Annotated in this window: 19 protein-coding genes; 8 read left to right on the top strand and 11 right to left on the bottom strand. The window is 45.5% G+C overall.

Annotation, left to right across the window (positions count from 1 at the left end; genetic code table 11):
- Positions 1-26 precede the first annotated feature (26 nt).
- The 4 genes from AB5062_RS01965 to AB5062_RS01950 all read left to right on the top strand — a co-directional run bounded on the left by AB5062_RS01965 (position 27) and on the right by AB5062_RS01950 (position 4,516).
- Positions 27-833 carry a metallophosphoesterase gene (locus AB5062_RS01965; protein WP_005843301.1) on the top strand — a complete coding sequence of 269 codons (807 nt, stop codon included), beginning with the start codon at positions 27-29 and terminating at the stop codon, positions 831-833.
- A complete protein-coding gene (locus AB5062_RS01960) occupies positions 799-1,560 on the top strand; it encodes a hypothetical protein (protein WP_041174459.1) in 762 nt (253 codons plus the stop codon). The genes AB5062_RS01965 and AB5062_RS01960 overlap by 35 nt, the downstream gene beginning before the upstream one ends.
- Positions 1,561-1,645: 85 nt before the next feature.
- Complete coding sequence (locus tag AB5062_RS01955) at positions 1,646-3,637, top strand: OPT family oligopeptide transporter (RefSeq protein WP_005843297.1); 1,992 nt, start codon at positions 1,646-1,648, stop codon at positions 3,635-3,637.
- A gap of 33 nt (positions 3,638-3,670) precedes the next feature.
- Positions 3,671-4,516, top strand: coding sequence for an alpha/beta hydrolase (locus tag AB5062_RS01950; protein ID WP_005843296.1), 846 nt, complete (start codon positions 3,671-3,673; stop codon positions 4,514-4,516).
- Positions 4,517-4,963: 447 nt separating this feature from the next.
- Here the strand turns inward: AB5062_RS01950 and AB5062_RS01945 are convergent, their stop codons facing one another.
- Positions 4,964-5,446: a ferritin gene (locus AB5062_RS01945; protein WP_011965728.1), complete on the bottom strand. Its 483-nt coding sequence runs from the start codon at positions 5,444-5,446 to the stop codon at positions 4,964-4,966.
- Positions 5,447-5,652: 206 nt separating this feature from the next.
- On the opposite strand from AB5062_RS01945, the gene AB5062_RS01940 reads away from it, so the two are divergent.
- A complete protein-coding gene (locus AB5062_RS01940) occupies positions 5,653-6,204 on the top strand; it encodes a 30S ribosomal protein S16 (protein WP_005843292.1) in 552 nt (183 codons plus the stop codon).
- 74 nt (positions 6,205-6,278) lie between these two features.
- Here AB5062_RS01940 and AB5062_RS01935 read toward each other — a convergent pair whose 3' ends face one another.
- The 8 genes from AB5062_RS01935 to AB5062_RS01900 form a co-directional block, all read right to left on the bottom strand.
- Positions 6,279-7,136, bottom strand: coding sequence for an Rpn family recombination-promoting nuclease/putative transposase (locus tag AB5062_RS01935; protein ID WP_005848011.1), 858 nt, complete (start codon positions 7,134-7,136; stop codon positions 6,279-6,281).
- A gap of 397 nt (positions 7,137-7,533) precedes the next feature.
- Positions 7,534-9,426, bottom strand: coding sequence for a choice-of-anchor J domain-containing protein (locus AB5062_RS01930; RefSeq protein WP_005848013.1), 1,893 nt, complete (start codon positions 9,424-9,426; stop codon positions 7,534-7,536).
- A gap of 21 nt (positions 9,427-9,447) precedes the next feature.
- Positions 9,448-12,045 carry a TonB-dependent receptor gene (locus AB5062_RS01925; RefSeq protein ID WP_008667283.1) on the bottom strand — a complete coding sequence of 866 codons (2,598 nt, stop codon included), beginning with the start codon at positions 12,043-12,045 and terminating at the stop codon, positions 9,448-9,450.
- 470 nt (positions 12,046-12,515) lie between these two features.
- Entirely contained in the window at positions 12,516-15,857 is a 3,342-nt protein-coding gene (locus AB5062_RS01920; RefSeq protein ID WP_005848017.1) for a carboxypeptidase regulatory-like domain-containing protein, read from the bottom strand.
- Between the two features lie 368 nt (positions 15,858-16,225).
- The gene (ettA, locus tag AB5062_RS01915) at positions 16,226-17,914 is read right to left on the bottom strand and encodes an energy-dependent translational throttle protein EttA (RefSeq protein WP_118292346.1); all 1,689 of its coding nucleotides are present in this window, start codon (positions 17,912-17,914) and stop codon (positions 16,226-16,228) included.
- Between the two features lie 37 nt (positions 17,915-17,951).
- Positions 17,952-19,118, bottom strand: a complete 1,167-nt coding sequence (locus tag AB5062_RS01910; protein WP_005843278.1) for an MFS transporter — start codon at positions 19,116-19,118, stop codon at positions 17,952-17,954.
- Positions 19,119-19,132: 14 nt separating this feature from the next.
- The gene (panB, locus tag AB5062_RS01905) at positions 19,133-19,954 is read right to left on the bottom strand and encodes a 3-methyl-2-oxobutanoate hydroxymethyltransferase (RefSeq protein WP_005848022.1); all 822 of its coding nucleotides are present in this window, start codon (positions 19,952-19,954) and stop codon (positions 19,133-19,135) included.
- Between the two features lie 52 nt (positions 19,955-20,006).
- The gene (locus AB5062_RS01900; RefSeq protein ID WP_005848024.1) at positions 20,007-20,657 is read right to left on the bottom strand and encodes an HAD family phosphatase; all 651 of its coding nucleotides are present in this window, start codon (positions 20,655-20,657) and stop codon (positions 20,007-20,009) included.
- An 89-nt stretch (positions 20,658-20,746) separates the two neighbouring features.
- On the opposite strand from AB5062_RS01900, the gene AB5062_RS01895 reads away from it, so the two are divergent.
- Both AB5062_RS01895 and AB5062_RS01890 read left to right on the top strand, forming a co-directional pair.
- Entirely contained in the window at positions 20,747-22,099 is a 1,353-nt protein-coding gene (locus tag AB5062_RS01895; RefSeq protein WP_005843272.1) for an MATE family efflux transporter, read from the top strand.
- Positions 22,096-23,544, top strand: a complete 1,449-nt coding sequence (locus AB5062_RS01890; protein WP_228680459.1) for a potassium/proton antiporter — start codon at positions 22,096-22,098, stop codon at positions 23,542-23,544. Before AB5062_RS01895 ends, AB5062_RS01890 begins: the two co-directional genes overlap by 4 nt.
- Before the next feature lie 76 nt (positions 23,545-23,620).
- Here AB5062_RS01890 and AB5062_RS01885 read toward each other — a convergent pair whose 3' ends face one another.
- Positions 23,621-24,874, bottom strand: a complete 1,254-nt coding sequence (locus AB5062_RS01885) for an Nramp family divalent metal transporter (RefSeq protein ID WP_228680458.1) — start codon at positions 24,872-24,874, stop codon at positions 23,621-23,623.
- A gap of 102 nt (positions 24,875-24,976) precedes the next feature.
- Between AB5062_RS01885 and AB5062_RS01880 the strand changes: the two genes are divergently transcribed.
- A complete protein-coding gene (locus AB5062_RS01880) occupies positions 24,977-25,375 on the top strand; it encodes a hypothetical protein (protein WP_005843266.1) in 399 nt (132 codons plus the stop codon).
- Here AB5062_RS01880 and AB5062_RS01875 read toward each other — a convergent pair.
- Positions 25,359-26,621 (bottom strand): clostripain-related cysteine peptidase, encoded by a 1,263-nt coding sequence (locus AB5062_RS01875; RefSeq protein ID WP_115648773.1) that lies wholly within the window; start codon positions 26,619-26,621, stop codon positions 25,359-25,361. The genes AB5062_RS01880 and AB5062_RS01875 overlap by 17 nt on opposite strands.
- Positions 26,622-26,624 lie beyond the last annotated feature (3 nt).

Genomic DNA, 26,624 nt, shown 5'->3' with positions numbered 1-26,624 from the left:
TACTTTGCAGCAAATTTAAGAGAACAATGACAAACAAGCTATTATTCTTTGTCCTGCTGGCCCTCTGTTTCAGTGGCTGTGACATGCTGGAAACCCATCCATACGATGTACATATTACAGGAGAAAGAGAACTGACCAACAAAAACATCCAGTTGATAGAAAACAAAATGCAAGGCAAAAAAACAATCCGCTTTGCCATGATCAGTGATACCCAACGATGGTACAACTCTACCGAAGATGTTGTAAAAGCCCTCAATGCCCGTGGTGACATAGACTTTGTCATTCACGGAGGAGACCAGTCCGATTTCGGCGTCACAAAAGAATTCATATGGATGCGGGACATATTTAACAAATTCCAGATGCCCTACGTATGCCTTTTAGGCAACCACGACTGCCTGGGTACAGGTGAAGACGCATACAGAGCCATTTATGGAGATCCCAACTTCGCCTTCACAGCCGGAAATGTACGCTTTATCTGCCTCAATACCAATGCGATGGAATATGATTATTCGGAACCGGTTCCCGATTTCAATTTTATAGAAAATGAACTGAACAACCTGTCGCCTGAAATAGAAAAAACGGTATTCGCAATGCACGTAAAACCTTTTGAATTTGTATTCAACAACAATGTAGCAAAAATCTTCCAACTATACGTCAACCAGTTCCCCAAAGTCCAGTTCTGTCTTTACGGCCATGAACACAAATTCGCAGTAGATGATCTATTCAACGACGGAGTTCTGTATTTCCAATGCCCCTGCATAGACAAACGCATCTACTTATTATTCACCATTAAAGAAGATGGAACCTACGATTATGAAACAGTTGAATTTTAAAAAGATATTTCTGAACCTATTGTGGCCACTATTGCCTTTTACGGCACAAGCCCAAGAAAATAATACACTTTACTCCATCTTATCCAAAGACAACATACTTGTCTCCTCTCCTTCCGTTCAAAACCAAGAGGAAGATATTGTAACCCAAATGCCAAACCGGCACCATAAATACGACAAGCGCGTACACCGTTACAGGCGTGCGTGGGAAGCTTTGATCCCCACCCACACCAAATTACAGTACGCCGGTGGAATGGGCCTGTTATCCTGGGGCATAGGCTGGGATTATGGAAAAAGAGGCCAATGGGAAACCGATCTTCTTTTGGGCTTCATCCCCCGCTACTCATCCAAACATTTCAAGATGACCATGACCTTGAAACAGAATTATATCCCGTGGAGTATCTGGCTGGGCAAAGACTTCTCGCTGGAACCGCTGACTACCGGAATCTATTTCAACACCGTATTCAGCGATGATTTCTGGACAAGCGAACCTGAGCGCTATCCCCGTGGATACTACGGATTTTCCACCCGTATCCGCACCCATATCTTTCTGGGACAACGCGTCCGTTTCGATGTGCCCGAAAAGTACCGGAAGTTCTCTAAAAGCATCACCGCATTCTACGAAATCAGCACATGCGATTTATACGTTGTCAGTGCGTTCAACAACAGTTATTTGAAACCCGATGACTATCTGAGACTATCATTTGGATTGAAATTTCAGATATTCTAATCAAATCATGAGGATGTTTCTCTATTTTTTCACTATTTTTGGGCATTTATTATGATAAATTTCAAAAATAACAACATAGAGAAACATGAAACAAGAAGAAGAAAAATCGGTTGGATTGCCCGATAACGCGTTCCGACCTCTGAAACCGGGGGAACAATATCACCCCATCATGTCACCAAACAAAAAATATCCCGAAGTAAACCTATGGTCTGTGCTATGGGGTATCGCCATGGCGGTATTATTCTCGGCGGCCGCAGCTTACCTGGGATTAAAAGTGGGACAGGTTTTTGAAGCCGCCATCCCTATCGCCATCATCGCCGTAGGTGTATCGGGAGCCGCCAAGCGTAAAAACGCGTTAGGTGAGAATGTCATCATCCAATCCATCGGTGCCTGTTCGGGAGTCATAGTGGCAGGAGCCATCTTCACATTGCCCGCCCTTTATATATTGCAGGACAAATACCCCGAAATGACAGTCAACTTCTTTCAGATGTTTGTCAGCTCACTGCTGGGAGGTATTTTGGGGATCCTGTTCCTCATCCCCTTCCGTAAATATTTCGTCAGCGACAAACATGGCGAATATCCCTTCCCCGAAGCCACTGCCAGTACGCAAGTGCTTGTTTCCGGCGAGAAAGGCGGAAGCCAGGCAAAGCCATTGCTTTTTGCAGGACTAATAGGAGGTCTGTACGATTTCATTGTAGCCACATTCGGCTGGTGGAATGAAAACTTCACCACCCGCGTATGCGGCTGGGGTGAGATGGTTGCCGAAAAAGCCAAACTGGTGATGAAAATAAACACCGGTGCAGCAGTATTAGGCCTAGGCTATATTGTCGGCTTGAAATACGCGGCTATCATTTGTGCCGGTTCATTGGTGGTATGGCTGGTTATTGTTCCAGGTATGGCCCTGTTGTTCGGCGACCAAGTGCTGAATGCATGGAATCCGGCCTTGACACAAACCATCAGCGAAATGTCACCCGAAGTTATATTCAAGGAATATGCCAAAAGTATCGGTATTGGTGGTATCGCCATGGCCGGTGTGATCGGTATCGTGCGCTCATGGGGCATTATAAAGAGTGCTGTGGGACTGGCCGCCAAAGAGATGGGCGGCAAGAAGGTGGAAGCAAACGTCATCCGCACGCAGAAAGACCTTTCCATGAAAATAATCGCCTTCGGGTCCATCTTCACCATCCTGCTGATCTTACTGTTCTTCTTTTTTGATGTGATGCATGGAAATGTATTACACAGCATTGTAGCCATCCTGCTCGTAGCCGGCATTGCATTCCTGTTCACCACCGTAGCAGCCAACGCTATCGCCATAGTCGGCACTAACCCTGTATCGGGAATGACACTGATGACACTGATACTTGCCTCAGTAGTAATGGTTGCCGTTGGACTGAAAGGTGCTACCGGCATGGTTGCTGCACTGGTTATGGGTGGTGTGGTTTGTACGGCACTCTCTATGGCAGGCGGATTCATCACAGACTTGAAAATAGGTTACTGGCTGGGCAGTACTCCTGCCAAACAGGAAACATGGAAATTCCTCGGCACACTAGTATCGGCAGCAACTGTGGGCGGCGTCATCATGATCCTGAACAAGACCTACGGCTTCTCCACCGGCGCATTGGCAGCTCCGCAGGCCAACGCGATGGCAGCCGTAATAGACCCGCTGATGAACGGTGTAGGCGCTCCCTGGCTGCTTTACGGAATAGGCGCTGTGCTGGCATTGGTGCTGACCTACTTCAAAGTACCCGCACTGGCTTTTGCGCTGGGTATGTTCATTCCACTGGAATTGAACCTGCCGTTGCTGGTAGGTGGAGCGGTGAACTGGTATGTCACTACCCGCAGCAAAGACGAGGCAGTGAATGCCGAACGTGGCGAGAAGGGAACTTTGCTGGCATCCGGATTCATAGCCGGAGGCGCATTGATGGGGGTTGTCAGTGCCGCCATGCGCTTTGGCGGTATCAATCTGATCAACGAAGAATGGCTGAGCAACCCGTTGAGCGAAGTGCTGTCAATGGCCGCCTATATCCTCCTGATCATATGGCTGGTTAAAGCCAGTATGCATATAAAGAAAAAATAACCCTTTTTCAAATACCGTGAAAATAAAAGCTATATGAAACGAATCTTACTAATGAGTTTACTTGCAATCTCTACCGCATTATCTGCCCAGAAACCTGTAGAGTTGGAATTATGGCCCGATGGCGCCCCCAACTCCAACGGCATCACCACTCCCGAGCAGAAATTAGAGAACAACCGGATTTCCAATGTCAGTGAGCCTACCCTTACCATTTATCCGGCAGCCAAACCGAACGGACTGGCTGTCGTGGCTTGTCCCGGAGGGGGATACATACGCCTGGCAATGAATCACGAAGGGCACGATATGGCAGACTGGTTCAACGCACAAGGCATCACATACGCCGTATTGAAATACCGTATGCCAAACGGACACCATGATGTACCGTTGAGCGACGCCCATCAGGCTATCCGGCTGATGAGAGAACACGCCAACGAATGGCATATTCAAAAAGTGGGTATCATGGGGGCCTCTGCGGGCGGACATCTGGCCAGTACGGCAGCCACCCACTATACAGCCGGAACGCGTCCGGATTTTCAGATCCTGTTTTATCCCGTCATAAGCATGGATCTGTCCAACTGCCATAAGGGCTCACGTGACAATCTTTTAGGGAAAAGCCCGTCAGAAGAGCTAGTGAGACTTTACTCCAATGAACTGCAAGTAACAGGCGACACTCCTCCCGCCTTCATCATGCATAGCAGCGATGACGGAGCTGTACCCGTCAGCAACAGCGTGAGCTATTACCTGGCGCTGGTAAAGAATAAAGTCCCTGCTTCCCTCCACACCTATCCTATCGGCGGCCACGGCTGGGGTTTCCGCGACAGCTTTACCTATAAGCGCCAATGGACGGGAGAATTAGAAAAATGGCTGAGAGAAATACTGTAAAAAAGCAAGGAGATCTGGCAAAACAAAAATGACTGCTCCGAAAAGTTACAGATAGTAATTATAACACTTATTCATTGGCCATTACCTGTCACAGGTGTGGTATAAACGTATTTGAATACCTATGCGACATTATAGACCGTTGTGCCGCATGGTTTCCCAATACCTCTATAGAAAAATATCGTGATTTACTTCCGGGCAAATGGAAGCAGACACAAAAATAGCCGCCCCAAAATCTGGACGGCTATCTTTTTTATAGCTTATACGCTATCGCGGAAGGTTGTACCAATACAGAGTTTGATGCGACCCTTTCTTTAGTCTTTTAGGATGCTCAAATTATAAATTCATATTTCCAAAAACTGGATTTTGACACACCCACTTTCTATTTCCGATAAACACCTGCATCTTTATCTGCAGAAGACAAAAAACAGGCATTCGTTTCTCTTTCGCTTATTTTCTTGCGCCAAGTTGAATATCCAAATGATACAAAGCCACATCACCACCCAGCTTGATCTTGTCCAAAATACCCTGAACGGTAGCTTCCTCTTCTACCTGCTCGCGTACAAATCCCCACAAGAAATCCTGAGAAGCCTTGTCCTTTTCAGCAGAAGCAACATCTACCAGTTTGTCAATCAATTCGGAAACATGGCATTCATGCTTGTATACATGCTCGAACACATCCAGCGGAGAAGCCCATTCCTGAGGAACAGCATCCACAGCCCCCACCTTGGCTTGTCCGCCACGTTTCATCACATATTGCGCCAACACATCAGCATGATCACTCTCCTCATGAGCCTGCGCTTTCATCCATGAAGCAAAACCTTCATAGCCTTTCGCAGCGAAGAAATAAGACATGGAAAGATAAAGATTGGCCGACCACATTTCGGCTACAATCTGAGCATTAATTGCTTCTTGTAATTTTTGTGAAATCATAATTTTTATTTTTTAGTTAAATTGTAACTGTTGCAAATATATAATTTTTCTAGCGATTAACACTATGTCCGTTCACCTTTTTATAAAAATTATATTTTATCTCATCCAAGTCTTTGCGATTCAAAAGAAAAGTCTTACCTTTGCACCCGCTAATACGGGTTATTAGCATTAATTCAAATCATTAATTATAAAAACATTATTTAGAAATGGCAACTAAAATCAGATTGCAAAGAAACGGACGCAAAAGCTATGCGTTTTATTCAATCGTTATCGCAGACGTAAGAGCTCCACGTGATGGTAAATTTACTGAAAAAATTGGTACTTACAACCCTAATACCAATCCTGCCACAGTAGATTTGAATTTTGAACGCGCACTTCATTGGGTAATGTGCGGTGCACAGCCTACTGACACAGTACGTAACATCTTGTCAAAAGAAGGTGTTTACATGAAAAAGCACTTGCTGGGCGGTGTTGCCAAAGGCGCATTCACAGAAGCAGAAGCTGAAGCTAAATTCGAAGCTTGGAAGAACAACAAACAATCTGGTCTGGCTACTTTGAAGGCTAAACTGGATGAAGCAAAGAAAGCTGAAGCAAAAGCTCGTTTGGAAGCTGAAAAGAAAGTAAATGAAGAAATTGCCAAGAAAGTAGCTGAGAAGAAAGCTGCTGAAGCCGCTGCCAAAGCTGAAGCAGAAGCCGCTAACGCTCCTGCTGAAGAAGCACCTGCTGCTGAAGCTACTGAAGCTCCTGCTGAAGCATAATTCAATTTTACTTCAAAAAGAACAGCTCCTCTGATCTATATCGGAGGAGTTTTTTTATGCTCTTATCCGAGGAATCAAAGGGAGTTTATCTCATCTTCCGAAAGTCCGGTAACTTTTGCGATTTCAGCTATGGAAAGCCCGGCATTCTTCAAATTTCCTGCAATAGCTTTGGCTTTCATCCATTCACCTTCTGCAATGCCTTTCTGAATAGCTGTATTAATCACATTGTTCCAATCTCTATATACTTTCAAACTCTCCTCATAGGCATAAAGGTTCTCTTTTGAGAACTGAGCAATTTCGGCAGCCTCAAACAGCCGGTTGAACACACGTTCTTGAAGGGAAGTAGGACGTTCCATCAAACGGGCCAGATTCTTGAGCACAAACATCCATTTATCAAACAACGTATCCAACTCCTGCTCGGTTTTATGGAATTTAGGCATTTCCAGATACACAAAAGTCAGTTTGTCAAAAAACACTTCATGAGTAGTTGTATCCATCAGCTTCACTTCATGGCGGAAGCCGGAAGACGAAACATCATCCAAGGCAAAATTCAAGATACCGATCACATACACTGCTTTCAGTTCATAGTTCCAGATTTCCCCTTTAATAGCCTGTTCCCTGATAGGATAGGTAGCATAATAAATACTCCGGTCCTTGAAAAACTGTTGCTCCCCTCTCTGCATTTCTATCAGAATCTTTTCTCCTTTTTCATTTTCACAATAGACATCAAAGACAGCCCGGCGGTCAGTCTCTTTGCTGCCCAGATGCTCTGTATTCAAGTAGATGACATCCTCAATGACCTGCTTGCCATCGAACAAGGCATTCAAGAAGCCAATAAGAATCTCTTTGTTCAAGTCGGTTCCAAACAATAATTTGAATGCAAAGTCCGTATAGGGATTTACATATCTTTCACGCAATCCTTCACTACACATAAGCGTTTGATATTTAAAGTTATTTTAATTCTGTTGAAAGCAGTTCAATACAAAGGAACGAAAAAAAGCGGATTTCAAGAAAGTTATCTGCTAATAAATTGTTAATGTTCCAATATGTCACTCACCTCTATAGGGAGAAAGCATTTATACAAAGACGGGAATAACTGTATAAAGAGTTTCGTAATAAAAAAGAAAAAGGACTGTCCTGCCGGTTAACTCCTTATGTTTTTAACTTACAGCCTGTAAATATTCAAAGAAATATCATGCAACAGGCTTGAGGTCGCTACTTTTCTACCCTCTAACGATGAGTTCACATCCTTTACTTATAAACTGTAAGCAACAATAAAGGGGCTGTCATTCACGACCAGCCCCTTTATTTATCTTCAAATTTAAAACCTTATTTTGTTACTTCAGGCTCACCTTGCAGTTCAAATTTAGCATTTCCTAAACCTTTAAAAGTATAAGTATAAGTAAATGTTTCAAGCCCATTATACACTTTTGCAGAAATGACATAGAAACAATCAACCCCACTTACTTGCGCGCCGGCTGTAGGATACTCTGTTGCCAAGATCAATTCAATACCCTCCTGAACCATAGACAACAAATAAGCCTCAGCCTCTTTATCATCTGCCGGCACCACCCCATCGGGGTCATTCGAACGGCGTTTAGCCAACTGGATATTGAAGTTTACATAATAAGAGCTGCCACCGAACCAGTATTCCGAGTTTCCATATTTGGCATCCATATACCCAGCATCCTTATTCGCTTTCACCCAATTTTCCAAAATCAAATAATCTTCGGAAGCCAATGATTTCGTTACCGTCGGATCAAACAACCACTCGGTTCCATTATGTACAAAATTCACTTTTTCTTTCAGTTCAATATTGTTATTCAGAACCCATGTACCCTCCTTGAACAAATACTCGTCCACCTCAATCGTCGTTACCTTATTATAATATTTGTACATGACGGCTTTTGAATCCCCTTCCTGGGCATATGGAAATTTCTGAGCCAGGAACTGGGGCAGATAATTCTCCGGAGCATCCGAAGTGCTGAAGTTATCATGACTGCCCGGGCTTCCCATAGCGTCATAATCGGCAGGAGCCACTACAACCAATCTGCTATCTTCTTTAACCTTCCAATCCGTTCCGTCAAACTGATACAATGCATTATAAGGCTTTTCATTCGTCGGAGCCAATACAGCCGATGAAATACTTACATTATCGAGCTGAACAGTAGTGGTTTTCGCCTTGGGCCCCTCGCCTACATAGCGGAACGCAACATAAACGCTTTTACCATTGTATGCCTCCAGACCGGCTTTCCCTACATTCACAAAATTATCGTTGTAGCCGTTGGCAGGCCCTTCAGGGAAAGTGAACTGGTCTTTCACGCTAGTCCACTGTGCCATATCAATCGAACCATTTCCCGCATATGTATCGGAAACCAATACATCCAGACAATCTGCATTATAGTATCCGAACTTTATGTCGAAAGACAGTCCGGCATCTTTGCTCGTCACTGCTACTGCCGGAGAAATGAACCAAGTATCCACTTCACCCTCAAAATTGTTGGCCGAGAATTGTGCATAACCATTATTGCTATAGATCTTTCCCTGCCATTTTTTATCACCTTTCAATGTCACCTGCTCCCAGCCTTCCAATACGATATCTTTGTCTTTTTCAACCGTTTCAAAGTCCTGAGAGTACAAATCCTCACCTGTAAATTCAGGGTCAACATCGTCATATTTGTAATCCACCAGCACAAGATCACCTTTTGCCGCATCCTTATACTGACCGGCCAGCCACCCGGGCAATACGGTAGCTGGAGCATGTGCCGGAGCCAGGAACTTCACGGGAGAGCCTTCACCCCACAAAGCCTCATAATCCTTATCACCCAAAGAAGTATTAGTCACTGTCCTATACTCCAGTACGTAATCGGAAGGAGTATTCTGATAGTTATAGGTCACTCCTACCGAAGAACCTTTCCCCCATGAAGGCAGCATCTTCGCGATGATGGAAGGAACATACTTCTCAGCCGATGCAAACTCGTTCAGAGCCTTATCCGTCTTGACGGCATTCGCCAAGGCTTTTTCAGCATCCGAAGTGGCAGCCTTCGCCGCTGCAGAGCTGATCGTTTCGTAATCGGCATCAGTCAGTACATATTCCGCCATCGTCTGGGTGTTCGTTGTACCTTCCGCATCGATTTCATTATAAATATCGTCCATGGGATCACATGCCGCAGCAAAGAATCCCAACAAAGACCATGCAATTAAATTATATTTTAACTTCATATTTATTGACTATTTTAGAGATTAAAAGATTACTTTAAAACCGGCAGACCATGTAGTACCGAAGCCATAATATACCAATGCAGTTTTCCAGTCATGGTTCGTACCGTCCTTAGCATCGGCTATATATTCCGTATTAGTCAAATTATATACATTACTGTATACGATGGCACGGATATCTTTGGTAATATTGAAACGATAGTTCATGCCCAAATCAATCGTACCATAATCTGGCAACTTCCAGGAGTCAATACCGGCATCCGCTTCATTCACCCGGTTCTGAGGATCGAAGTCTGCATAGTTCTTGCCGAAGAAGTTGTAGTCGGCCGAGATTTTAAATCCTTTGAACGGTTCCCAAGAAGCGCTCAATGCGGAAGTGAGCTGTGCGGAGTTACCCACATGGACATCTTTCAGATAAGCGTCGTATGTTCCGATAGGATTATTCGCTTCATCATACATAGTGAAGTGAATATCATCTTTCCATTTCCAATCGCCTAAAGAGAACATACCTTTCAATTCAAAGGACTTGACAGGACGGTAAGTCGCTTCCAGCTCCACACCCATGTGAACAGCGTCCAAGCCTGTAAGGTTGGCATATTCCTGACCGATCTTACGGCGCAAGGACTTATCCATCCATTGAGTGTAATAACCATTCAATGCAATATTGACCTGTTCCGTGCTAAATCCATAACCCAATTCAAACGTAGTAATTTTTTCGTAGGGTACATCCTTTTCGGGAGCTGCCGTATTGCTTGCAAAGACAGAGTTGAAGAAAGGCGCGCGGGTAAAATATCCTGCATTGACAAATACATTGTGGTTGTCATTGAACTTATAGTTAAAACCACCCTTCACGCTCCAAGGCAGGAAATTCTGAAGGCTGGACACTCTGTCCAGTTTATCCGCACCCGTGGCAGAGTATCTTGAATCCGTACCACCACGGTCATCATATCTATAAGCCTCTTCAGTCAATGATGCCGACAGGAATCCCGACCACTTGTCGGTATTATATTCAGCCTGTGCAAAAACACCACCCCAGAATATCTCTCCAATGCTATAGTAATTGAACTTGTCACCCACTTTCAGCAACTGGTTCTTGGTTTGGAATGCCAGCGGCGAGGTCTGCAGATAGAACTCACCACCCAGCAAATCATCAATTTCCTCTGTATGATACCCTTTATAGTAACGTAAGTCAACACCTCCCGTAAGAGTCAGGTTCTCAGTCAGATGATTCTTATAGGAACTCAGCATGCCATACCAGTCATGGTCATTGACAGCATTGGTAAAAATCACCTGCGACCCGTTTTGAGAAGCCGCATTGGCAGCCATAGCACGTTCGTAGTCGAACAAACCGTCCGGAGTCATCATGGCACCATCCTTGGGACGGCCGGTATTGTTATCAATAGTCAGCCAATTACTCATCGCGCCACGTGCACGGCGTCCGCCGCCTGTAGCCATTGAGCCGTATAGAGAAGTGGTCAGTGTCGATTTATCGTCGATAGTCCAGTAATGATTCAAAGAAACCTGAGGCTTATGATAATAATTATAGCCATAACCGCTACCTACCGCTTCACCGTTGATATAACCATATCCGTTATTGAAACGTCCGCCATCGGGACTATTCTTGTAATCCTCGATATAGTGCATGGTCGAGCGCTGGTTGTGCCACTGAGGAGCTCCAAAAGCTGTCAATGACAATTTATGATGATCGTTGATTACCTTCGAGATATTTCCAAAGTAAGTCCATCCTTCATAATTGGTACCTTTCACGTAACCATCTCCCGTATTCAGCGCCCCCATGAATGTAATAGCCCATCCGTTGTCCATCAGTCCGGTAGAGAAAGAAACCGAATACTTGCGGAAACCATCGTTACCAATACCGAAATAAGCTGATCCACCTTTTTGGGCTTCGGTACTTTTAGTAACCATATTCATGGTTCCTCCCACAGAAGAAATACCTAATGCTGACGCACCCAAACCACGCTGTACCTGAATAAACTGGCTCACATCAGACAAACCGGACCAGTTAGACCAATAAACCTTACCGTTTTCCATGCCGTTGATGGGCACACCATTGATCAGCACGCCTAGGTTGGACGAATCAAAACCACGCATATTGATACGGGAATCACCATAGCCACCACTTTCACGGGTTACATACACCGAAGGAACTGATTTCAGCAATTCGGGGAATTCCAAATTACCTATTTTCTCCTCTATCTTGGCCAGTTTCACGTTAGAAATAGGAATAGGAGTCTGACGGTCGCTCTTTATAATAGAGGCAATAACACTGACCTCACCCAAACCAATAGCATCTGGAGACATCTTGACCTCACCCAAGTCTATCGTATTGCTTCCTTTTACTTGATGCGTAATTTCGTTGTATCCCAAGTACTTGAATACAAGAGTAGCCTTAGAAGAGGTAAGTTTCAACACAAAGTTACCGTCAATATCCGTTACAGTACCCAGTGTCGTACCGCTGACCGATACAGTGGCACCAATCAATGGCTCATTGTTCTCGGCATCTACTACTTTACCTTTTACTGTTCCTTGCGCAACAGCCGTAGCAGTGAAACAGATTGTCAGAACTGCCAACAGGAGGAAATGCTTTAGATGATTTCTCATAATTTTGTCTTTGATTTAAATTAATTAGTATTTCATTCCCAATAGGAAAGACAAAGATAAAAATTTAATTCATATAAATTGAATTTATATTAGATTATTTAAACGAAAAGGGTACTTTTTAGGCGGAATATGACAATTATGTTAAGAAAAGAACAAAAAGCCGCCTCAAAAGAGGGGAAAACTGTCCGGAAATTCCAGAGCAACTGCCACATATTACTGTAGAAAGAAGGGCAAATGGAAACCGCCGGAACTATTTTCAGCATACCTTATTCCCAAAGCCGTATCCACTGATCCGGACAAATCCGGCCCGCCCCTACGACAAAACGACAGGTCACTTTCATTCAGGCTCTCTCACTTTCAAAATGACAGAGCAAAAAGAAAACGAAAGAATGTGCATACAAAAAGAGGCGCACCTTCATGGGTACGCCTCTCTATCCTGTTCCTGTATTGTCTGATACAGGCTATTTCATTTAGTTAAAGATATAACGGACACTGAACTGTATGGAATACGTAGAATTGAAACTGTTCAGATTGGAATACGTATCAGTCAGTTTCTTTCCTCCGTTCTTCTGGAACTGGTAAGCGCCGCCCTTATAGCTCAACAAGGAAGTATTGTTCACCGTCTTATAAATTCCCCAGTCGCTGTTCAGCAAGTTCAGGAAGTTCTTGATATCCACTCCGAACTGCAAGGTATTGCGCTTGCCCCCTACATTGAGGAAGAAATCCTGATTGAACTTCAAATCCAGCTGATGATGCCAGGGCATGATGGCTCCTCCGCGTTCGGCATACTTGCCTTTACGGCCTTTCAGATAACTGTCCTCATTAATGTAAGCCCAGAAATCATCGCGCTGCTCCTTGGCAGAATAAGTCACCTCACCCGTCTTGCTGTCAGTATAATCGGCAAAGTTCCACTTATCCAGCGCCTCGCGGGATGCCGGAATGTACAGCAAGTTGTTTGAGCCGTAATCGCCTACAATATTTCCGGTGAATGTATAGGAATAACGGGCGGCGGAATATCCTCCGGCATAGCCCATGTTCATACCCTCATAAATCAAAGACAAGGAGGAAGCGAAATTCTTGGCGTATTTAATACGGTAAGCGGCGGAAGCCAGCACACGGTTGGGCGATACATACGTACCATAGCCCGTCTCCGTGTCATTATTTCCGTTGACAGAGTAACGGTTGTTGTAATAAGCCGAGTTCACCTGGTCGCCGATGCCGTCGCCATACGACTTGGCATAAGAACGGGTGTAGGAAGCGGAAAGATGCAGGCCGAAATCAAATGTCTTGGCCAGTGAGGCGGTGAGTGAGTAATAATAAGCGCTGTTTCCCGCATTGGTGATATAATAAGCATCCGTCTTGTTCGCATTGGAGTACTCAAACATTCTGCGGACATCACCCGGAGCTATCTCCTGCTCTCCTTTAAACTTACGTCCCAAATTGGTCACTGTAGCCGGATTGAACTCTTTGCTGAAAATACCTTCCAACGTAAAGTCAATGTCTCCGGGAAGTTTTGCATCAAAAGCCAATGATGACTTCCAGGTGGCATTCATCTTCAAGTCGCGGTCAATGATGGTGGCTCCGGAAGGTGCGGCAGGATCGGTAGCCGCCGGAAGGTTCAAGTTAGGATCTTTCAACATATCAGCCACGCTGGTGTGGAAACTCGGTTGTCCGTACTTAGCGTCCTTCTGCTCGTTATAATAATAGGTGCTTTGTCCGCAATTGGCATTACCTACTGCCGAAACCAGCCATACGAACGGCAGACGGCCGATGAAGTAACCGCTACCGCCACGCAATACATACTTACGCTCGCCTGTAAGGTCCCAGTTGAAGCCGATACGGGGGGAGGCGGTCAGCTGGTAGGATGAAGGCAACTGGTCTGTGGCGTAATGATATCCGTCAAAGTCAATCTGTGCGAAATTCTTGTTATAGTTGTTCTTCAGCTCCGGATAAATGGGCAGTTCGAAACGCACCCCGGCAGTCAGTCTGAAGTTGTCTGTGATATTCATCTGGTCCTGCAGATAGAAAGAAAGCTGCTGGTACTTCATATTCGCCAGGAACTGGGAACCGTCCCCGGTGTTGGAATAAGTGACACCGAAAGCAGCCGGAGCTCTGTTGTTCACAAAATCATCCCAAGAGGAATAGACATAATAACCGCTACCCGCCTGCATGAATCCGTTCACTGCCTTATTGGACTCAAACTGGATACCGCCCATAAAGTTATGGATACCGCTGGAGAAATTGAATTCATCGGTAATGACAAAGGTCTTCACCTGGCGCAAGTTCCCTTCTGTAAAGGGGTCCGGGCCGAATGAGGCATACAGGGAGCCTTGGTCAAGAATATCCACCGTAGGGAATGTTCCACCTTCGTAAGTACGAGGTTCGTTCTGATAAGAATAAGTAAAACGCAAGGCGTTATTGATTGCGCCCCACTTTGAATTCCATTCGGAAGCTATGGAAGTGAAGTTCTGCTCTTGCATGTAGCGTGAGCTTTCAAAATACATACCGGCATTCGCTGTACGTCCCGAACTGCTCTTGCCCGCACTGCCGTCTACTCCGCCCGGATAAATGATTGAATCCTTAAACGGAGTGGTGGAAGAGGAAGGGTTGGAGGAATACTTGGAATGGGTATGGGTGAAACGGAAATTAATCTTGTTGTTGTTGTTGATGTTCCAGTCCAGACGCCCCATGATCTTATAAGAAGGAGTTTCCAAAGAGTATCCTTGATAACGTCCCGGATTATAGTTGTATTTTTCCGACAGGTATTGGCTGATGTTGTTCATCCCCACAAAGGTACGGCCGCCTACCGTTGTGGTGTTCTCGAACGGACGGTGCACGATGCCGTTGGTGCTCCATTCGTCATTGGCGCCGCTACGCGCTATGCCCGACGGACCTGCCTGCACATTATCCTGATATTCGCCGTTCACGAAGAAGAATAACTTGTTTTTAATGATCGCACCTCCCAAAGAAGCTCCGTAGGTGGTACTGTGGTCACGGTTGCGGGTCAGTTCATAGTCCTCTACCTTATTACCGGTAAGGTGGGTATTGGAAGTATACATATAGGCTGTACCTTTGAACTCATTCGTACCACTCTTTGTCACGGCGTTGATGGCACCTCCTGTAAACCCGCTCTGACGGACATCAAAGGGAGTGGTGGAAACGGAAATCTGTTCCAACGCATCCAGAGAGATAGGCGAACCGCCTGCCGGCAAGTTCGAGCCGATACCGAAGGCATTATTGAAAGCGGCTCCGTCTACAGTGACATAAGACTGGCGGTAGTTACCTCCACCCACTGAGAAACCGCTACCGATATTGGCTCCCTGAGGGGTCAGACGCATGATATCATTCATGCTGCGGCTCACCGTAGGTACTTCCGACATTCTGGCCGCATCGACATTAGTCACCGCTCCGGCGCGGTCAGACTTCATATTACTGCTCTTGGAAGCGGTTATCACTACTTCATCCAGCAGTTCGGTAGACTCCTTCAAGTTCGCATCCAATACGTAATTCTCTCCCAACTGGAGATTGATGCTCTTGTAAACCACTGATTGATAACCTACATAAGAAACTTCTACTTTGTAAGGGCCGCCGGCACGCATGCCCTGGATGGAATAACGGCCGTCCACATTGGTAATGGCCCCATAATGGGTGCCGGACGGCTCATGAATAGCCTGAATCGTCGCGCCGATAATGGCTTCATTGCTTTGATCGACCACCTTTCCACTCATTGACGAGGTAGTGACCTGAGCGTTAACAGTAGCAGCGATTACCAACATAACCACCGCAAAAAAAGATCGCATTCTTTTTACCATAAACTTTTTATTAATTAATATTATAATTAATGTCTTAAAAGACGTTGCAAAGATAGCTAATAGAAACGATATACAAACTACAAATCGGTTACAATTTACAGTGGCAGGTCTATAGATAGAGAATTTATATTTATAGTGAACCACATTCATCCTGCCGGATGACCCCGGGACACGGGCCCGACGGGGATTCCATGCGGTGCGCGCATAATAAGATAGGTGTATTATAAAAAGGCTCTTAACCTCAAAAACGTCTTTATACTGAGGAAGTTGCCATACATTTCTGACGAGCCGTTGTGTGTATATGCAAACTTACCCAAGAATACGTTACTGTTCGTACACTTGGGTAAGATTTTATAGACAGGGCGTCATCAGTCTTCCATCAGCTTGCGGTAGCGCACCCGTTTCGGCTCCTCATTACCCAAACGCTTCATCTTGTTCTCTTCGTATTCCGAATAGGATCCTTCAAAGAAAAAGACCTCACTGTTTCCTTCGAAAGCCAGGATATGGGTACAAATACGGTCCAAGAACCAACGGTCGTGGCTGATCACCACCGCACAGCCCGCAAAATCGTCCAGACCTTCTTCCAATGCGCGCAGCGTGTTCACGTCAATATCATTGGTAGGCTCGTCCAGCAGCAGCACGTTGCCTTCTTCCTTCAGTGCCATAGCCAGATGCAGGCGGTTGCGCTCACCACCCGAAAGCATTCCACAAAGTTTCTCCTGATCGGCTCCCGAAAAATTGAAACGGCTGAGGTAGGCACGCGCGTTGATATCCCTGTTTCCCAGACGGATCAGTTCGTTTCCACCGCTGATCACCTGATAAACGGACTTGGCAGGGTCGATATCTTTATGTTGCTGGTCCACGTATGCCAGTTTCACGGTCTCTCCTACCTCGAAAGTACCTTTGTCTACGGTTTCCAGTCCCATAATCAAACGGAACAAGGTAGTCTTGCCGGCACCGTTAGGACCGATTACACCGACAATGCCGTTAGGGGGCAGCATGAAATTCAGGTTATCGAACAACAGCCTGTCACCATAAGCTTTCGCCACTCCTTTGGCCTCGATCACCTTGTTTCCCAAACGGGGACCGTTCGGGATGAAGATTTCCAGTTTCTCTTCCTTTTCTTTCACATCCTCATTCAACAATTTGTCGTAAGAGTTCAGACGGGCCTTTCCTTTTGCCTGACGGGCTTTGGGAGCCATGCGCACCCAATCCAGCTCGCGTTCCAAGGTCTTGCGGCGTTTGCTTGCCACTTTCTCTTCCATCTCCATGCGTTTGGTCTTCTGTTCCAGCCAGCTGGAGTAATTTCCTTTCCAGGGAATTCCTTCGCCACGGTCCAGTTCCAGAATCCATCCGGCTACATGGTCCAGGAAGTAACGGTCGTGGGTTACGGCAATCACCGTACCTTCATATTGCTGCAAATGCTGTTCCAGCCAGTCGATACTTTCCGCATCCAAATGGTTGGTAGGCTCGTCCAGTAACAGAATATCCGGCTTCTGCAACAGCAGACGGCACAATGCCACACGGCGACGCTCGCCTCCCGAGAGGTTCTTCACCGGCTGGTCTTCGGGCGGACAGCGCAACGCATCCATGGCGCGTTCCAGCTTGCTGTCCAAATTCCATGCGTCCGTAGCGTCAATGATGTCCTGCAACTCTGCCTGACGGGCAAAGAGCGCATCCATCTTTTCAGAATCCTCATAGTATTCGGGAAGCCCGAACTTATTGTTTATTTCTTCGTATTCCGCCAGTGTGTCCACGATGCTCTGCACTCCTTCCATCACCACCTCTTTCACTGTCTTTTCATCATCCAGATGCGGTTCCTGTGCCAGATAGCCTACAGAGTAGCCCGGCGAGAACACCACTTCTCCCTGATAACTTTTCTCCAGTCCGGCAATGATTTTCATCAGTGTTGATTTACCCGAACCGTTCAGACCGATGATACCGATCTTAGCACCGTAAAAAAAGGATAGGTAGATGTCCTTCAATACCTGTTTGTTCGCCTGGAAGGCTTTGCTTACGCCCACCATCGAAAAGATAATCTTTTTGTCGTCTGCCATATTCTTTATATTATTAATTTATGTAAGTTGCCATATTTCACTGTTTTTCCTCCATCTTTCTGTAATACCACGGATGTGTGAAGAACTCATACATCAGCAGCAGAACGACACAGATACCGATACATATCCAATAAATGGTATCGGGATGACCCTCAGTCCACATATTCTCAAACAGGAAACCAATCAGTACTCCTGCCTCCCACATCAGCTGATAGGTATTGTTTCCCGTTCCCCGCTCGCAATGCCTCGGCAGGCTGATCATTTTTATAAAGAAACGTGACACAGTGGTTCCGGTTCCCATCCCCAACAAAATACCAGCTATATAACTGTTCATCAAGCTATTGGAAAAAGCGAGCAATAACAATCCTCCTATCATTGCCGCCTGCCCCAGCTCTACCTCCGAACGACCGGAAGCATGAGAAAGCACGTAACGCAAAAGCAGCAAAGACAGGACAAAGCCTATCAGGATACAAACAAAAAACAATTCATTGTAAATATGTGCCACCAATATCCCAAAGATAATGGCCACCATCATCATATTCATCCCCGGCCACAAAGTGCGCGGCAGCAAAAAACGGTCCAGCGAGAACCATGAAGTGCTGAGCGGAGCACGGAAAGGAACTTTCACCGCCGGAATCAGCACCAGCGCCAACGCTCCCAGAGCCATACTGGTATAAATGATATGGTGAAAATTCCAATAAGGATAAATATAGATCCCCAAGGCAAGACCCACCACCATTCCAAAACGACCCGCCCAGGCAAAAGCGATATTGGCGTCCGTGCGGCGGCGGGAAGCAGTGACATCAATCACCAATGTACTGCCCGTAGTCATGGTAATGACGCTGAACAGCCCTCCCTGGACAGCCCTGACCAAAGCTACAAATCCTACGGTCGCAACGTACGGATATAGCAGACTGGATGCCACAAACAGGAATATCGCTATAAAGCACACACTTTTACGTTTGAACGTATCAATAAGGTAGCTGTTGAATGTTCCCGGAAGGAACATGGCCAGCCCGAAAACAGCAATGGCTGCTCCTGCTTCCGCATAACTGCAATACCAGTGCCGCACCATCCATAAAGGCAGCACAGGAAGCATCATGTATAGTGATGCATAAAGCAAAAAATTGGAAAGGGATAACAAAAACATATTCCCAGTCCACAGTTTTGCCTTTTCATACGGAAAGAAGAAGTCATCATACATATCAGCAAAAACTTTTAATATTGTTCGTCTTCGTTAGGGAAATCCCCTTTTTTCACATCATCCACATACTGCTGTATGGCTCCCGTCATAACTGTATGCAGATCGGCATAACGACGGAGGAAACGAGGACTGAAACCGTTGGTCATCCCCAGCATATCCGATACGACCAGCACCTGCCCGTCTACCGCGCCACCGGCTCCGATACCGATAACGGGAATGGTCAGTTCCCTGGCCACACGCTCTGCCAGTGACGCAGGGATTTTCTCAAGTACCAGCGCAAAACACCCTGCCTCTTCCAGCAAATGTGCATCGCTCAACAACTTCTCGGCCTCTTCCTCGTCCTTGGCGCGTACAGTATAGGTTCCATATTTATTGATAGATTGCGGCATTAACCCCAAATGTCCCATGATGGGAATGCCGGCAGCAATGATTTTCTTTACCGCATCAATGATCTCCACACCCCCTTCCAGTTTCAAAGCATCAGCGTGCGTAATCTTCATTACTTTGATCGCATTGGTCACCGCTTCGTATTCGGAAGTCTGGTAAGTGCCAAAAGGCAGATCCACCACAACAAGCGCGCGTTTCACCCCACGGACCACAGACTTTCCATGATAAATCATCTGATCAAGGGTGATAGGAAGTGTGGTCACATTTCCTGCCATGACATTCGAAGCGGAGTCACCTACCAATATAACATCGATGCCTGCGCCATCTACAATCTGCGCTGTCGTGTAATCATAGGAGGTAAGCATAGAAATTTTCTCGCCTCTCTGCTTCATTTCCACCAAACGGTGGGTAGTTACTTTGCGTGTATCGCCCGAAATATATCCTGCCATATTTACTTTAATTTATAAAAAACGGCTGCAAAGGTAGATGTTTTAGTTGACATTACCTCATCATATTCTTCATTTTTTCGAAACTGAATCCATTAAAGTCCTGAATAACAGCATTTGCCTTGTCACGTATTTGCTCTTCAGGATTGGTGGTAGCCAGTCCTATCACAGTCATTCCGGCACGATTCCCCGCCTCAAGCCCATGAAACGAGTCCTCGAAAACCACACAGTTCTCCGGCACGGTGTCAAAAACTGTCGCACCTAACAGAAAGCATTCGGGGTCAGGCTTGGAATGAGTAAACATTTCAGCAGTGAGGATACGGTCCACACTTTGCTTCAATTCCGGGTGTGCTTTATATACGTTGCTCATCTTCATCTCATTTGAACTTGTGACTATAGCTATCTTTACCCCGTTTTCCCTCAATTCTTTCAGGAAAGCCTCTACGCCCGGGATATAATTATATAACATATTTTTTTCAAATTTGTTCAAATCTTCTGTAATTTCATGCTGCACCTCTTCCATTCCGGCAAAATAGTTGGCATAAATCTGTGTCAAGGTCTGTCCTTTTATCAACCGGCCGAATTCGGGAAGCTCCGGATGGTATTTCCGTCCTTGTTCATTCCAGAATATACTATACTGAGTCTCAGTATCCATTACCACTCCGTCAAAATCGAATAAAGCTGCTATGCTTTTTGTTGAATTCATATTACTTTTAGTTTGATTTAACGCCACAAAGGTCCGAATAATCCTCCATATTCCTAACTTTGCAAAGCTTAAAAATAACAAAAACGCGAATGAAAGAAAACAACCCGCACATACTGGGTACAGAAAAGGTCGGAAAGCTACTTTTAGAGTACTCTATCCCTGCCATCATAGGGATGACACTGACATCACTGTACAATATTATTGATAGTGTATTTATCGGTCATGGTGTCGGCGCCATGGCCATATCGGGCTTGGCTATTTCTTTTCCGCTGATGAATCTGCTGGTGGCATTCTGTACACTGGTCGGGGTGGGTGGCGCTACCATTTCTTCTATCCGCCTGGGGCAGAAGGATACGGACGGTGCCGAGAAAGTGCTGGGAAACGTAACGGTGCTCTGTGTGATAAATTCTATTTTCTACGGAGGCATCACCCTGCTGTTTCTGGACCGGATTCTGTTCTTCTTCGGGGCAAGCCATGACACGTTGCCATACGCCCGCGACTTTATGCAGATTATATTAATAGGAAGTCCTGTCACCTATGTAATGATCGGACTGAATAATATCATGCGTGCCACCGGTTATCCCCGAAAGGCAATGCTGTCCTCCATGCTGACAGTGGGATGCAACATTATTCTGGCTCCTGTCTTTATTTTCTGGCTCGGTTGGGGAATCCGCGGAGCAGCCACGGCAACCATCCTTTCACAGTTTGCCGGCATGATATGGGTGCTGAGCCATTTCATGCAGGAAAAAAGTTATATCCGCTTCAAGAAAGGGATATTCAAATTAAGGAAACGGATCGTAGAGAATATCTTCAGTATAGGTATGTCGCCGTTCCTGATGAATGTCTGCGCTTCGGCCATTGTCATTATATTCAACAAGAGCCTGCTGCTCTACGGGGGCGATCTGGCTATCGGCGCATACGGCATATTAAACCGTCTGCTGATGCTGTTTGTAATGGTTATCATGGGGCTGACTATGGGAATGCAACCGATTGTGGGCTATAATCATGGCGCACACAAATTCGGCCGGGTGAAGCAGACTTTGAAATATTGCATGATTGCAGGGGGGTGCATCACTTCGTTGGGATTTGCTTTCAGCGAACTTTTCCCTAATTTGGTTGTTAATATGTTTACAGACGATAAAGAACTTACAGCATTGGCACGCACCGGGTTACAAATCGGAGTACTGATGTTTCCTTTCGTGGGAATACAAATTGTAATTTCCAGTTTCTTCCAATCTATCGGGAAAGCGAAAATTTCTATCTTCCTCTCCTTGTCCCGCCAACTGTTGTATTTATTACCCTGCCTGCTGTTACTACCTCATTGGTGGGGACTGAACGGTATCTGGCTCAGTATGCCTGTATCCGATCTGTTAGCGTTTATCACAGCCTGCCTGATGCTGGCACATCATATTAAAAAATTAAACAAGATCACAGAAGTATGATATTTAATGCAGAAAACATTCTCTTGATAGGTTCCATCCTATTGTTCGTAAGTATTGTAGTGAGTAAGACCGGATACCGGTTCGGAATCCCTACGTTACTTGTTTTTTTATTGGTCGGCATGCTGTTCGGAAGCGATGGCCTGGGACTCCAGTTCCATGATGCGGGCGAAGCCCAGTTCATCGGCATGATGGCCCTTAGCATCATTCTGTTCTCAGGGGGTATGGATACCAAATACTCGGATATCAAACCTGTATTGCCACAAGGCATACTGCTTTCCACCTTCGGTGTGTTGCTTACTACTATTTTCACCGGATTCTTTATTTATTGGATTTCCGGATTCTCGAATGTCAGCATTACCATGTCCCTGATGACGGCCATGCTGCTGGCGGCTACCATGTCCTCTACGGACTCTGCTTCCGTGTTCAACATCCTACGCTCGCAAAGCATGAATCTGAAACATAACCTCCGACCGATGCTGGAACTGGAAAGCGGAAGTAATGACCCTATGGCGTATATGCTTACTATCGTCCTGATACAGTTCATCACGTCGGCAGGCATGGGGGCAGACGATATTCTGATTTCATTCCTGATTCAGTTTGCTGTGGGTGGCATATCAGGATTCCTGCTGGGAAAACTGGCGGTAGCAATCATCAACAAGATTGACTTGAAGAACCAGTCACTCTATCCTATCTTGCTGCTGAGCTTTATTTTCTTCACATTCACCATGACCGACCTGTGTAAAGGAAACGGCTATCTGGCTGTCTATATAGCAGGGATGATGGTGGGTAACGCACGCATTGTAAACCGTAAGGAGATCGCTACTTTTATGAGCGGCATGACCTGGCTCTTCCAAATTATCATGTTCCTGAGCCTGGGATTGCTGGTGAATCCCCATGAAATGTTGTCCATCGCCATACCGGCAACCTTGATCGGCATTTTCATGATTGTCCTCGCCCGCCCGCTCAGTGTCCTGCTCTGCCTCCTTCCCTTTAAAAAGATGAACATCAACTCACGGCTGTTTATTTCCTGGGTGGGATTGCGCGGAGCAGTACCTATCATATTCGCCACTTATCCGGTAGTAGCTGATGTGCCGGGATCTACTCAGATTTTCAATATCGTATTCTTCATTACCATATTGTCTTTAGTGGTTCAGGGAACGACCATTTCATGGATGGCCAAATTACTCCATCTGGATACCCCACTGGAAAAAACAGGAAATGATTTCGGAGTAGAGATACCGGAGGAAATCAATACAGACCTCCGCGATATCGTACTGACGGAAGAAATGCTGGCAAAAGGAAACAGACTAATGGATATGAACCTGCCTAAAGGTATGCTGGTGATGCTGATAAAAAGAGGAAACGAGTTCATGATTCCCAATGGCTCTCTGCAACTGCACGCCGGTGACAAGCTGCTGATTATCTCGGAAAGCAAAACGAAATAAAAAATTTGCCCATGTGCCCACGTGCTGCGCTATGGTCCCGCATGGCAATTGGCACATGGGAAAATTCGCACATTATTCAACTGAGCAACAGCATGATATTCAATGCGGAGACAATCACCGCAATGGTATAAAGCACGAATGAACTCCACCGGGAGTTGGCATATTTGCCCATCACCCGTTTGGAAGAGGTCAGTCCTACTTGCAGGAACACCGTGAAAGGCAGCTGGATACTCAGAATCATCTGAGAAATGATAAGTCCGTAAAAGGGATTCTCAATAAAGAAGATAAGAACCAATGCTATCCCCAAAGAAATCAAAATACCGACCTTAGAGTGGATATCCTTGATATGATAAGACTCACCGAAAATACCCGCAAAGATAGAACCTGCCGCCATACCACTGGTTATGGTGGAGGAAATCCCCGCCATCAGCAATGCCAAGGCAAAGATGATTCCGGCATGGCTGCCCAGCAACGGGTCAAGCAACGACTTCGCCTGCTGCAACTCTTCCACCGGAATCCGAGTACGGAAGAAAGTAGCGGCTGCCAGTAAGATCATGGCACTATTGATGGCCCATCCTACAATCATGGAGAACAAAGTATCATAGAATTCATATTTCAATACTTTACGAATGGAGCTCTCGTCCTGCTTGTTGTACTCGTGGCTCTGTATCACCTCTGAATGCAAGAAAAGGTTATGCGGCATAACCACTGCCCCAAGTACGCTCATGATAATCAGCATACTGCCCTGGGGTATCTCAGGAACCACCCAGGAACGGATCGCCACAGGCCAGTCAATATCTACCAAAAACAACTCATACAGAAACGAAAGGCCGATTACGGATACAAAAGCAATGATGGCTCTTTCTATCTTTTTATATGAATTGGAAAAAAGCATAATGACGACAAACATCGTAGTAAGGACAGATCCCCAGGCAATGGGAATTTCCAAAAGCATCTGCAAGGCAATGGCTCCTCCCAGTATCTCAGCCAGCGAAGTGGATATGGAGGCCAGCACCGCGCTGCCCAAAATGGGACGGGATATCCACTTGGGACAATACTGCGTGGCTGCTTCACTCAGGCACAATCCCGTCACAATGCCCAGGTGGGCCACATTGTGCTGCAACACAATCAACATAATGGTAGACAAGGTCACCACCCACAACAACGCGTAACCAAATTCGGAACCGGCCGCAAAATTCGAGGCCCAGTTTCCCGGATCAATAAAACCTACAGTAACCAGTAATCCGGGACCAATATATTTAAAGAAATCAAGACCACCCAGATAACGCTTGTGGTCCGTACGTTTTAATTCATCTATAATGCGAGACATGTTTTACTTTTTTTGTTTGCACAAACTTACTAATAAAAAACAAAAATCCATTTGCTTTGTTCAAACTTATAGTTTACTTTCGCTTCAAAATACCGATTTATAATGAAAAGAGAAACAGTTATAATAGCGGCCCTAGGCATCCTTACTTTGGCAGGATGTAATAATAACCACCGTTCACAAGTCCGTAAATTCAAACAGACAGCCGAAAAGACCAACCGGTCCTGCCCCACACGCATGAACGAAACGATTACACTGGACAGCACCTGTTATAATGAGAAAGATAATAGTGTGAGCTATTTCTACAGTGTTACAGGAGAACTGGACAACGCCACTTATATGAATACCCATTATGCCGCCTTTAAACAAGCCCTGCAGGATGCAGTAGACAACTCGGTGGAAATGGAGGAATACCGGAAATTCGGCACTTCCATCCGCTATATCTATTATTCGGGATCAAGTAAAAGGCAACTGGCTGCATTCTCCTTCAATTCCCCCAAATAGATTCCGTTTCAGCCCATCCGGATGCATGATACCACGCTATGGAAGACTTGAAATAATTGTTCCAAAGCAAATATTTGGGAGTGGTGAATGAATTGGGGATATACATACCCATTCCACTGTAGTTATCCCCATCTATTCTGTACAAGGATGAGGTGGGATCATGAGTATAACCTGTATAAACGACCGTCTTCTTTAATTGTTGCGTAAAATCGTCCGGAGCCATTCCTCCACACAATTTTCCAATAAACTGTAACATATCATAGGCATATCCTTTGAAGTTGCTGCTGCCTTTGCCATATTGCTGCAAATCAGCTGTATCCACGTTCTTCAGGCTATCCTGATTGGACAAAATCACACTTCTGACCGCTTCCGCCAAGCCTTCCATCTGATTGCAATCCACTGCCGAAATGGTTCCCCAACCATTATAGTTATAATAATCTATATAATCTTTACAGATTGGCCCCAAATAATCCTTGATCGCATTTTCATACAAATAAGGCATCACACTTGCATAAGGAAATCCGGCTGCCGGTATATCAAGTACAGAAGCGATACAGTATCTGGCAGCATCCTTCAGCTCATAATACACCTCGGCACACCCCATCATACACGCATCAAACAAGACAAAATCAAACTTTTGAGGATTTACCGTACGCAACACTTCCGCCAATTCCGGTATCAACGCTGTGTCACTGGAATACCGCCCGCCATCTTGTCCTATAGAACGGGTGCCGGTAATAGTGGGCAACCATCCCGAACCGTGAGATCCAAAGATTATTCCATAACTTTCCGACGGGTAAGCACTCATCATATCACCTATCACTGTCTGCATGACGGTTTTCTCCGTCGATGTCTGAGGGGGATATTTTTTTCTGATGTTACCAATACCAATCAAATCATAGATAGATGTATTCTTATCAGCCATCATTGCATCTATCGTTCCTTTAGACAGGCTGTTGATACCCCCCTGACCATTGGTTACATATTCTACGATACAAGGCTCCGGCCAACTGATATCCGAAGCCTCACCATCCCAATATACCAATAAAGCAGCCGAATCCTTCATAGCCTGAAGTCCTTGCATCATCGTCTGAATATTATTACGCAAACTGGAATTCAAACTGTTATCCGCCCAAAAGAATGCCAGAACCGTTCTTCCGGCATGTTGCTGAGGAATCACGATTGTTTCCTTCTCACAAGAGAAGAAAAAGCAGGCTGCCAAGAATAGAAATAGAATCTTTTTCATAAG

Origin of the sequence: Phocaeicola sp. RTP21359st1_B8_RTP21360_211022 (genome assembly GCF_040911965.1) — a bacterium.
Classification (GTDB): domain Bacteria; phylum Bacteroidota; class Bacteroidia; order Bacteroidales; family Bacteroidaceae; genus Phocaeicola; species Phocaeicola vulgatus.
Note: the sequence above shows the minus strand (reverse complement) of the source record. Positions and strands in the feature narration are given on the sequence as shown.

What these genes read in the sequence shown, in the direction of transcription:
- AB5062_RS01885 (WP_228680458.1), bottom strand. Translation starts at nt 24,874, where the DNA reads ATGTCTCGCATTATAGATGAATTAAAACGTACGGACCACAAGCGTTAT.
- AB5062_RS01920 (WP_005848017.1), bottom strand. Translation starts at nt 15,857, where the DNA reads ATGGTAAAAAGAATGCGATCTTTTTTTGCGGTGGTTATGTTGGTAATC.
- AB5062_RS01910 (WP_005843278.1), bottom strand. Translation starts at nt 19,118, where the DNA reads ATGTATGATGACTTCTTCTTTCCGTATGAAAAGGCAAAACTGTGGACT.
- AB5062_RS01880 (WP_005843266.1), top strand. Translation starts at nt 24,977, where the DNA reads ATGAAAAGAGAAACAGTTATAATAGCGGCCCTAGGCATCCTTACTTTG.
- AB5062_RS01895 (WP_005843272.1), top strand. Translation starts at nt 20,747, where the DNA reads ATGAAAGAAAACAACCCGCACATACTGGGTACAGAAAAGGTCGGAAAG.
- AB5062_RS01945 (WP_011965728.1), bottom strand. Translation starts at nt 5,446, where the DNA reads ATGATTTCACAAAAATTACAAGAAGCAATTAATGCTCAGATTGTAGCC.
- AB5062_RS01965 (WP_005843301.1), top strand. Translation starts at nt 27, where the DNA reads ATGACAAACAAGCTATTATTCTTTGTCCTGCTGGCCCTCTGTTTCAGT.
- AB5062_RS01950 (WP_005843296.1), top strand. Translation starts at nt 3,671, where the DNA reads ATGAAACGAATCTTACTAATGAGTTTACTTGCAATCTCTACCGCATTA.
- panB (WP_005848022.1), bottom strand. Translation starts at nt 19,954, where the DNA reads ATGGCAGGATATATTTCGGGCGATACACGCAAAGTAACTACCCACCGT.
- AB5062_RS01935 (WP_005848011.1), bottom strand. Translation starts at nt 7,136, where the DNA reads ATGTGTAGTGAAGGATTGCGTGAAAGATATGTAAATCCCTATACGGAC.
- AB5062_RS01875 (WP_115648773.1), bottom strand. Translation starts at nt 26,621, where the DNA reads ATGAAAAAGATTCTATTTCTATTCTTGGCAGCCTGCTTTTTCTTCTCT.
- AB5062_RS01900 (WP_005848024.1), bottom strand. Translation starts at nt 20,657, where the DNA reads ATGAATTCAACAAAAAGCATAGCAGCTTTATTCGATTTTGACGGAGTG.
- AB5062_RS01940 (WP_005843292.1), top strand. Translation starts at nt 5,653, where the DNA reads ATGGCAACTAAAATCAGATTGCAAAGAAACGGACGCAAAAGCTATGCG.
- AB5062_RS01955 (WP_005843297.1), top strand. Translation starts at nt 1,646, where the DNA reads ATGAAACAAGAAGAAGAAAAATCGGTTGGATTGCCCGATAACGCGTTC.
- AB5062_RS01930 (WP_005848013.1), bottom strand. Translation starts at nt 9,426, where the DNA reads ATGAAGTTAAAATATAATTTAATTGCATGGTCTTTGTTGGGATTCTTT.
- AB5062_RS01960 (WP_041174459.1), top strand. Translation starts at nt 799, where the DNA reads ATGGAACCTACGATTATGAAACAGTTGAATTTTAAAAAGATATTTCTG.
- AB5062_RS01925 (WP_008667283.1), bottom strand. Translation starts at nt 12,045, where the DNA reads ATGAGAAATCATCTAAAGCATTTCCTCCTGTTGGCAGTTCTGACAATC.
- ettA (WP_118292346.1), bottom strand. Translation starts at nt 17,914, where the DNA reads ATGGCAGACGACAAAAAGATTATCTTTTCGATGGTGGGCGTAAGCAAA.
- AB5062_RS01890 (WP_228680459.1), top strand. Translation starts at nt 22,096, where the DNA reads ATGATATTTAATGCAGAAAACATTCTCTTGATAGGTTCCATCCTATTG.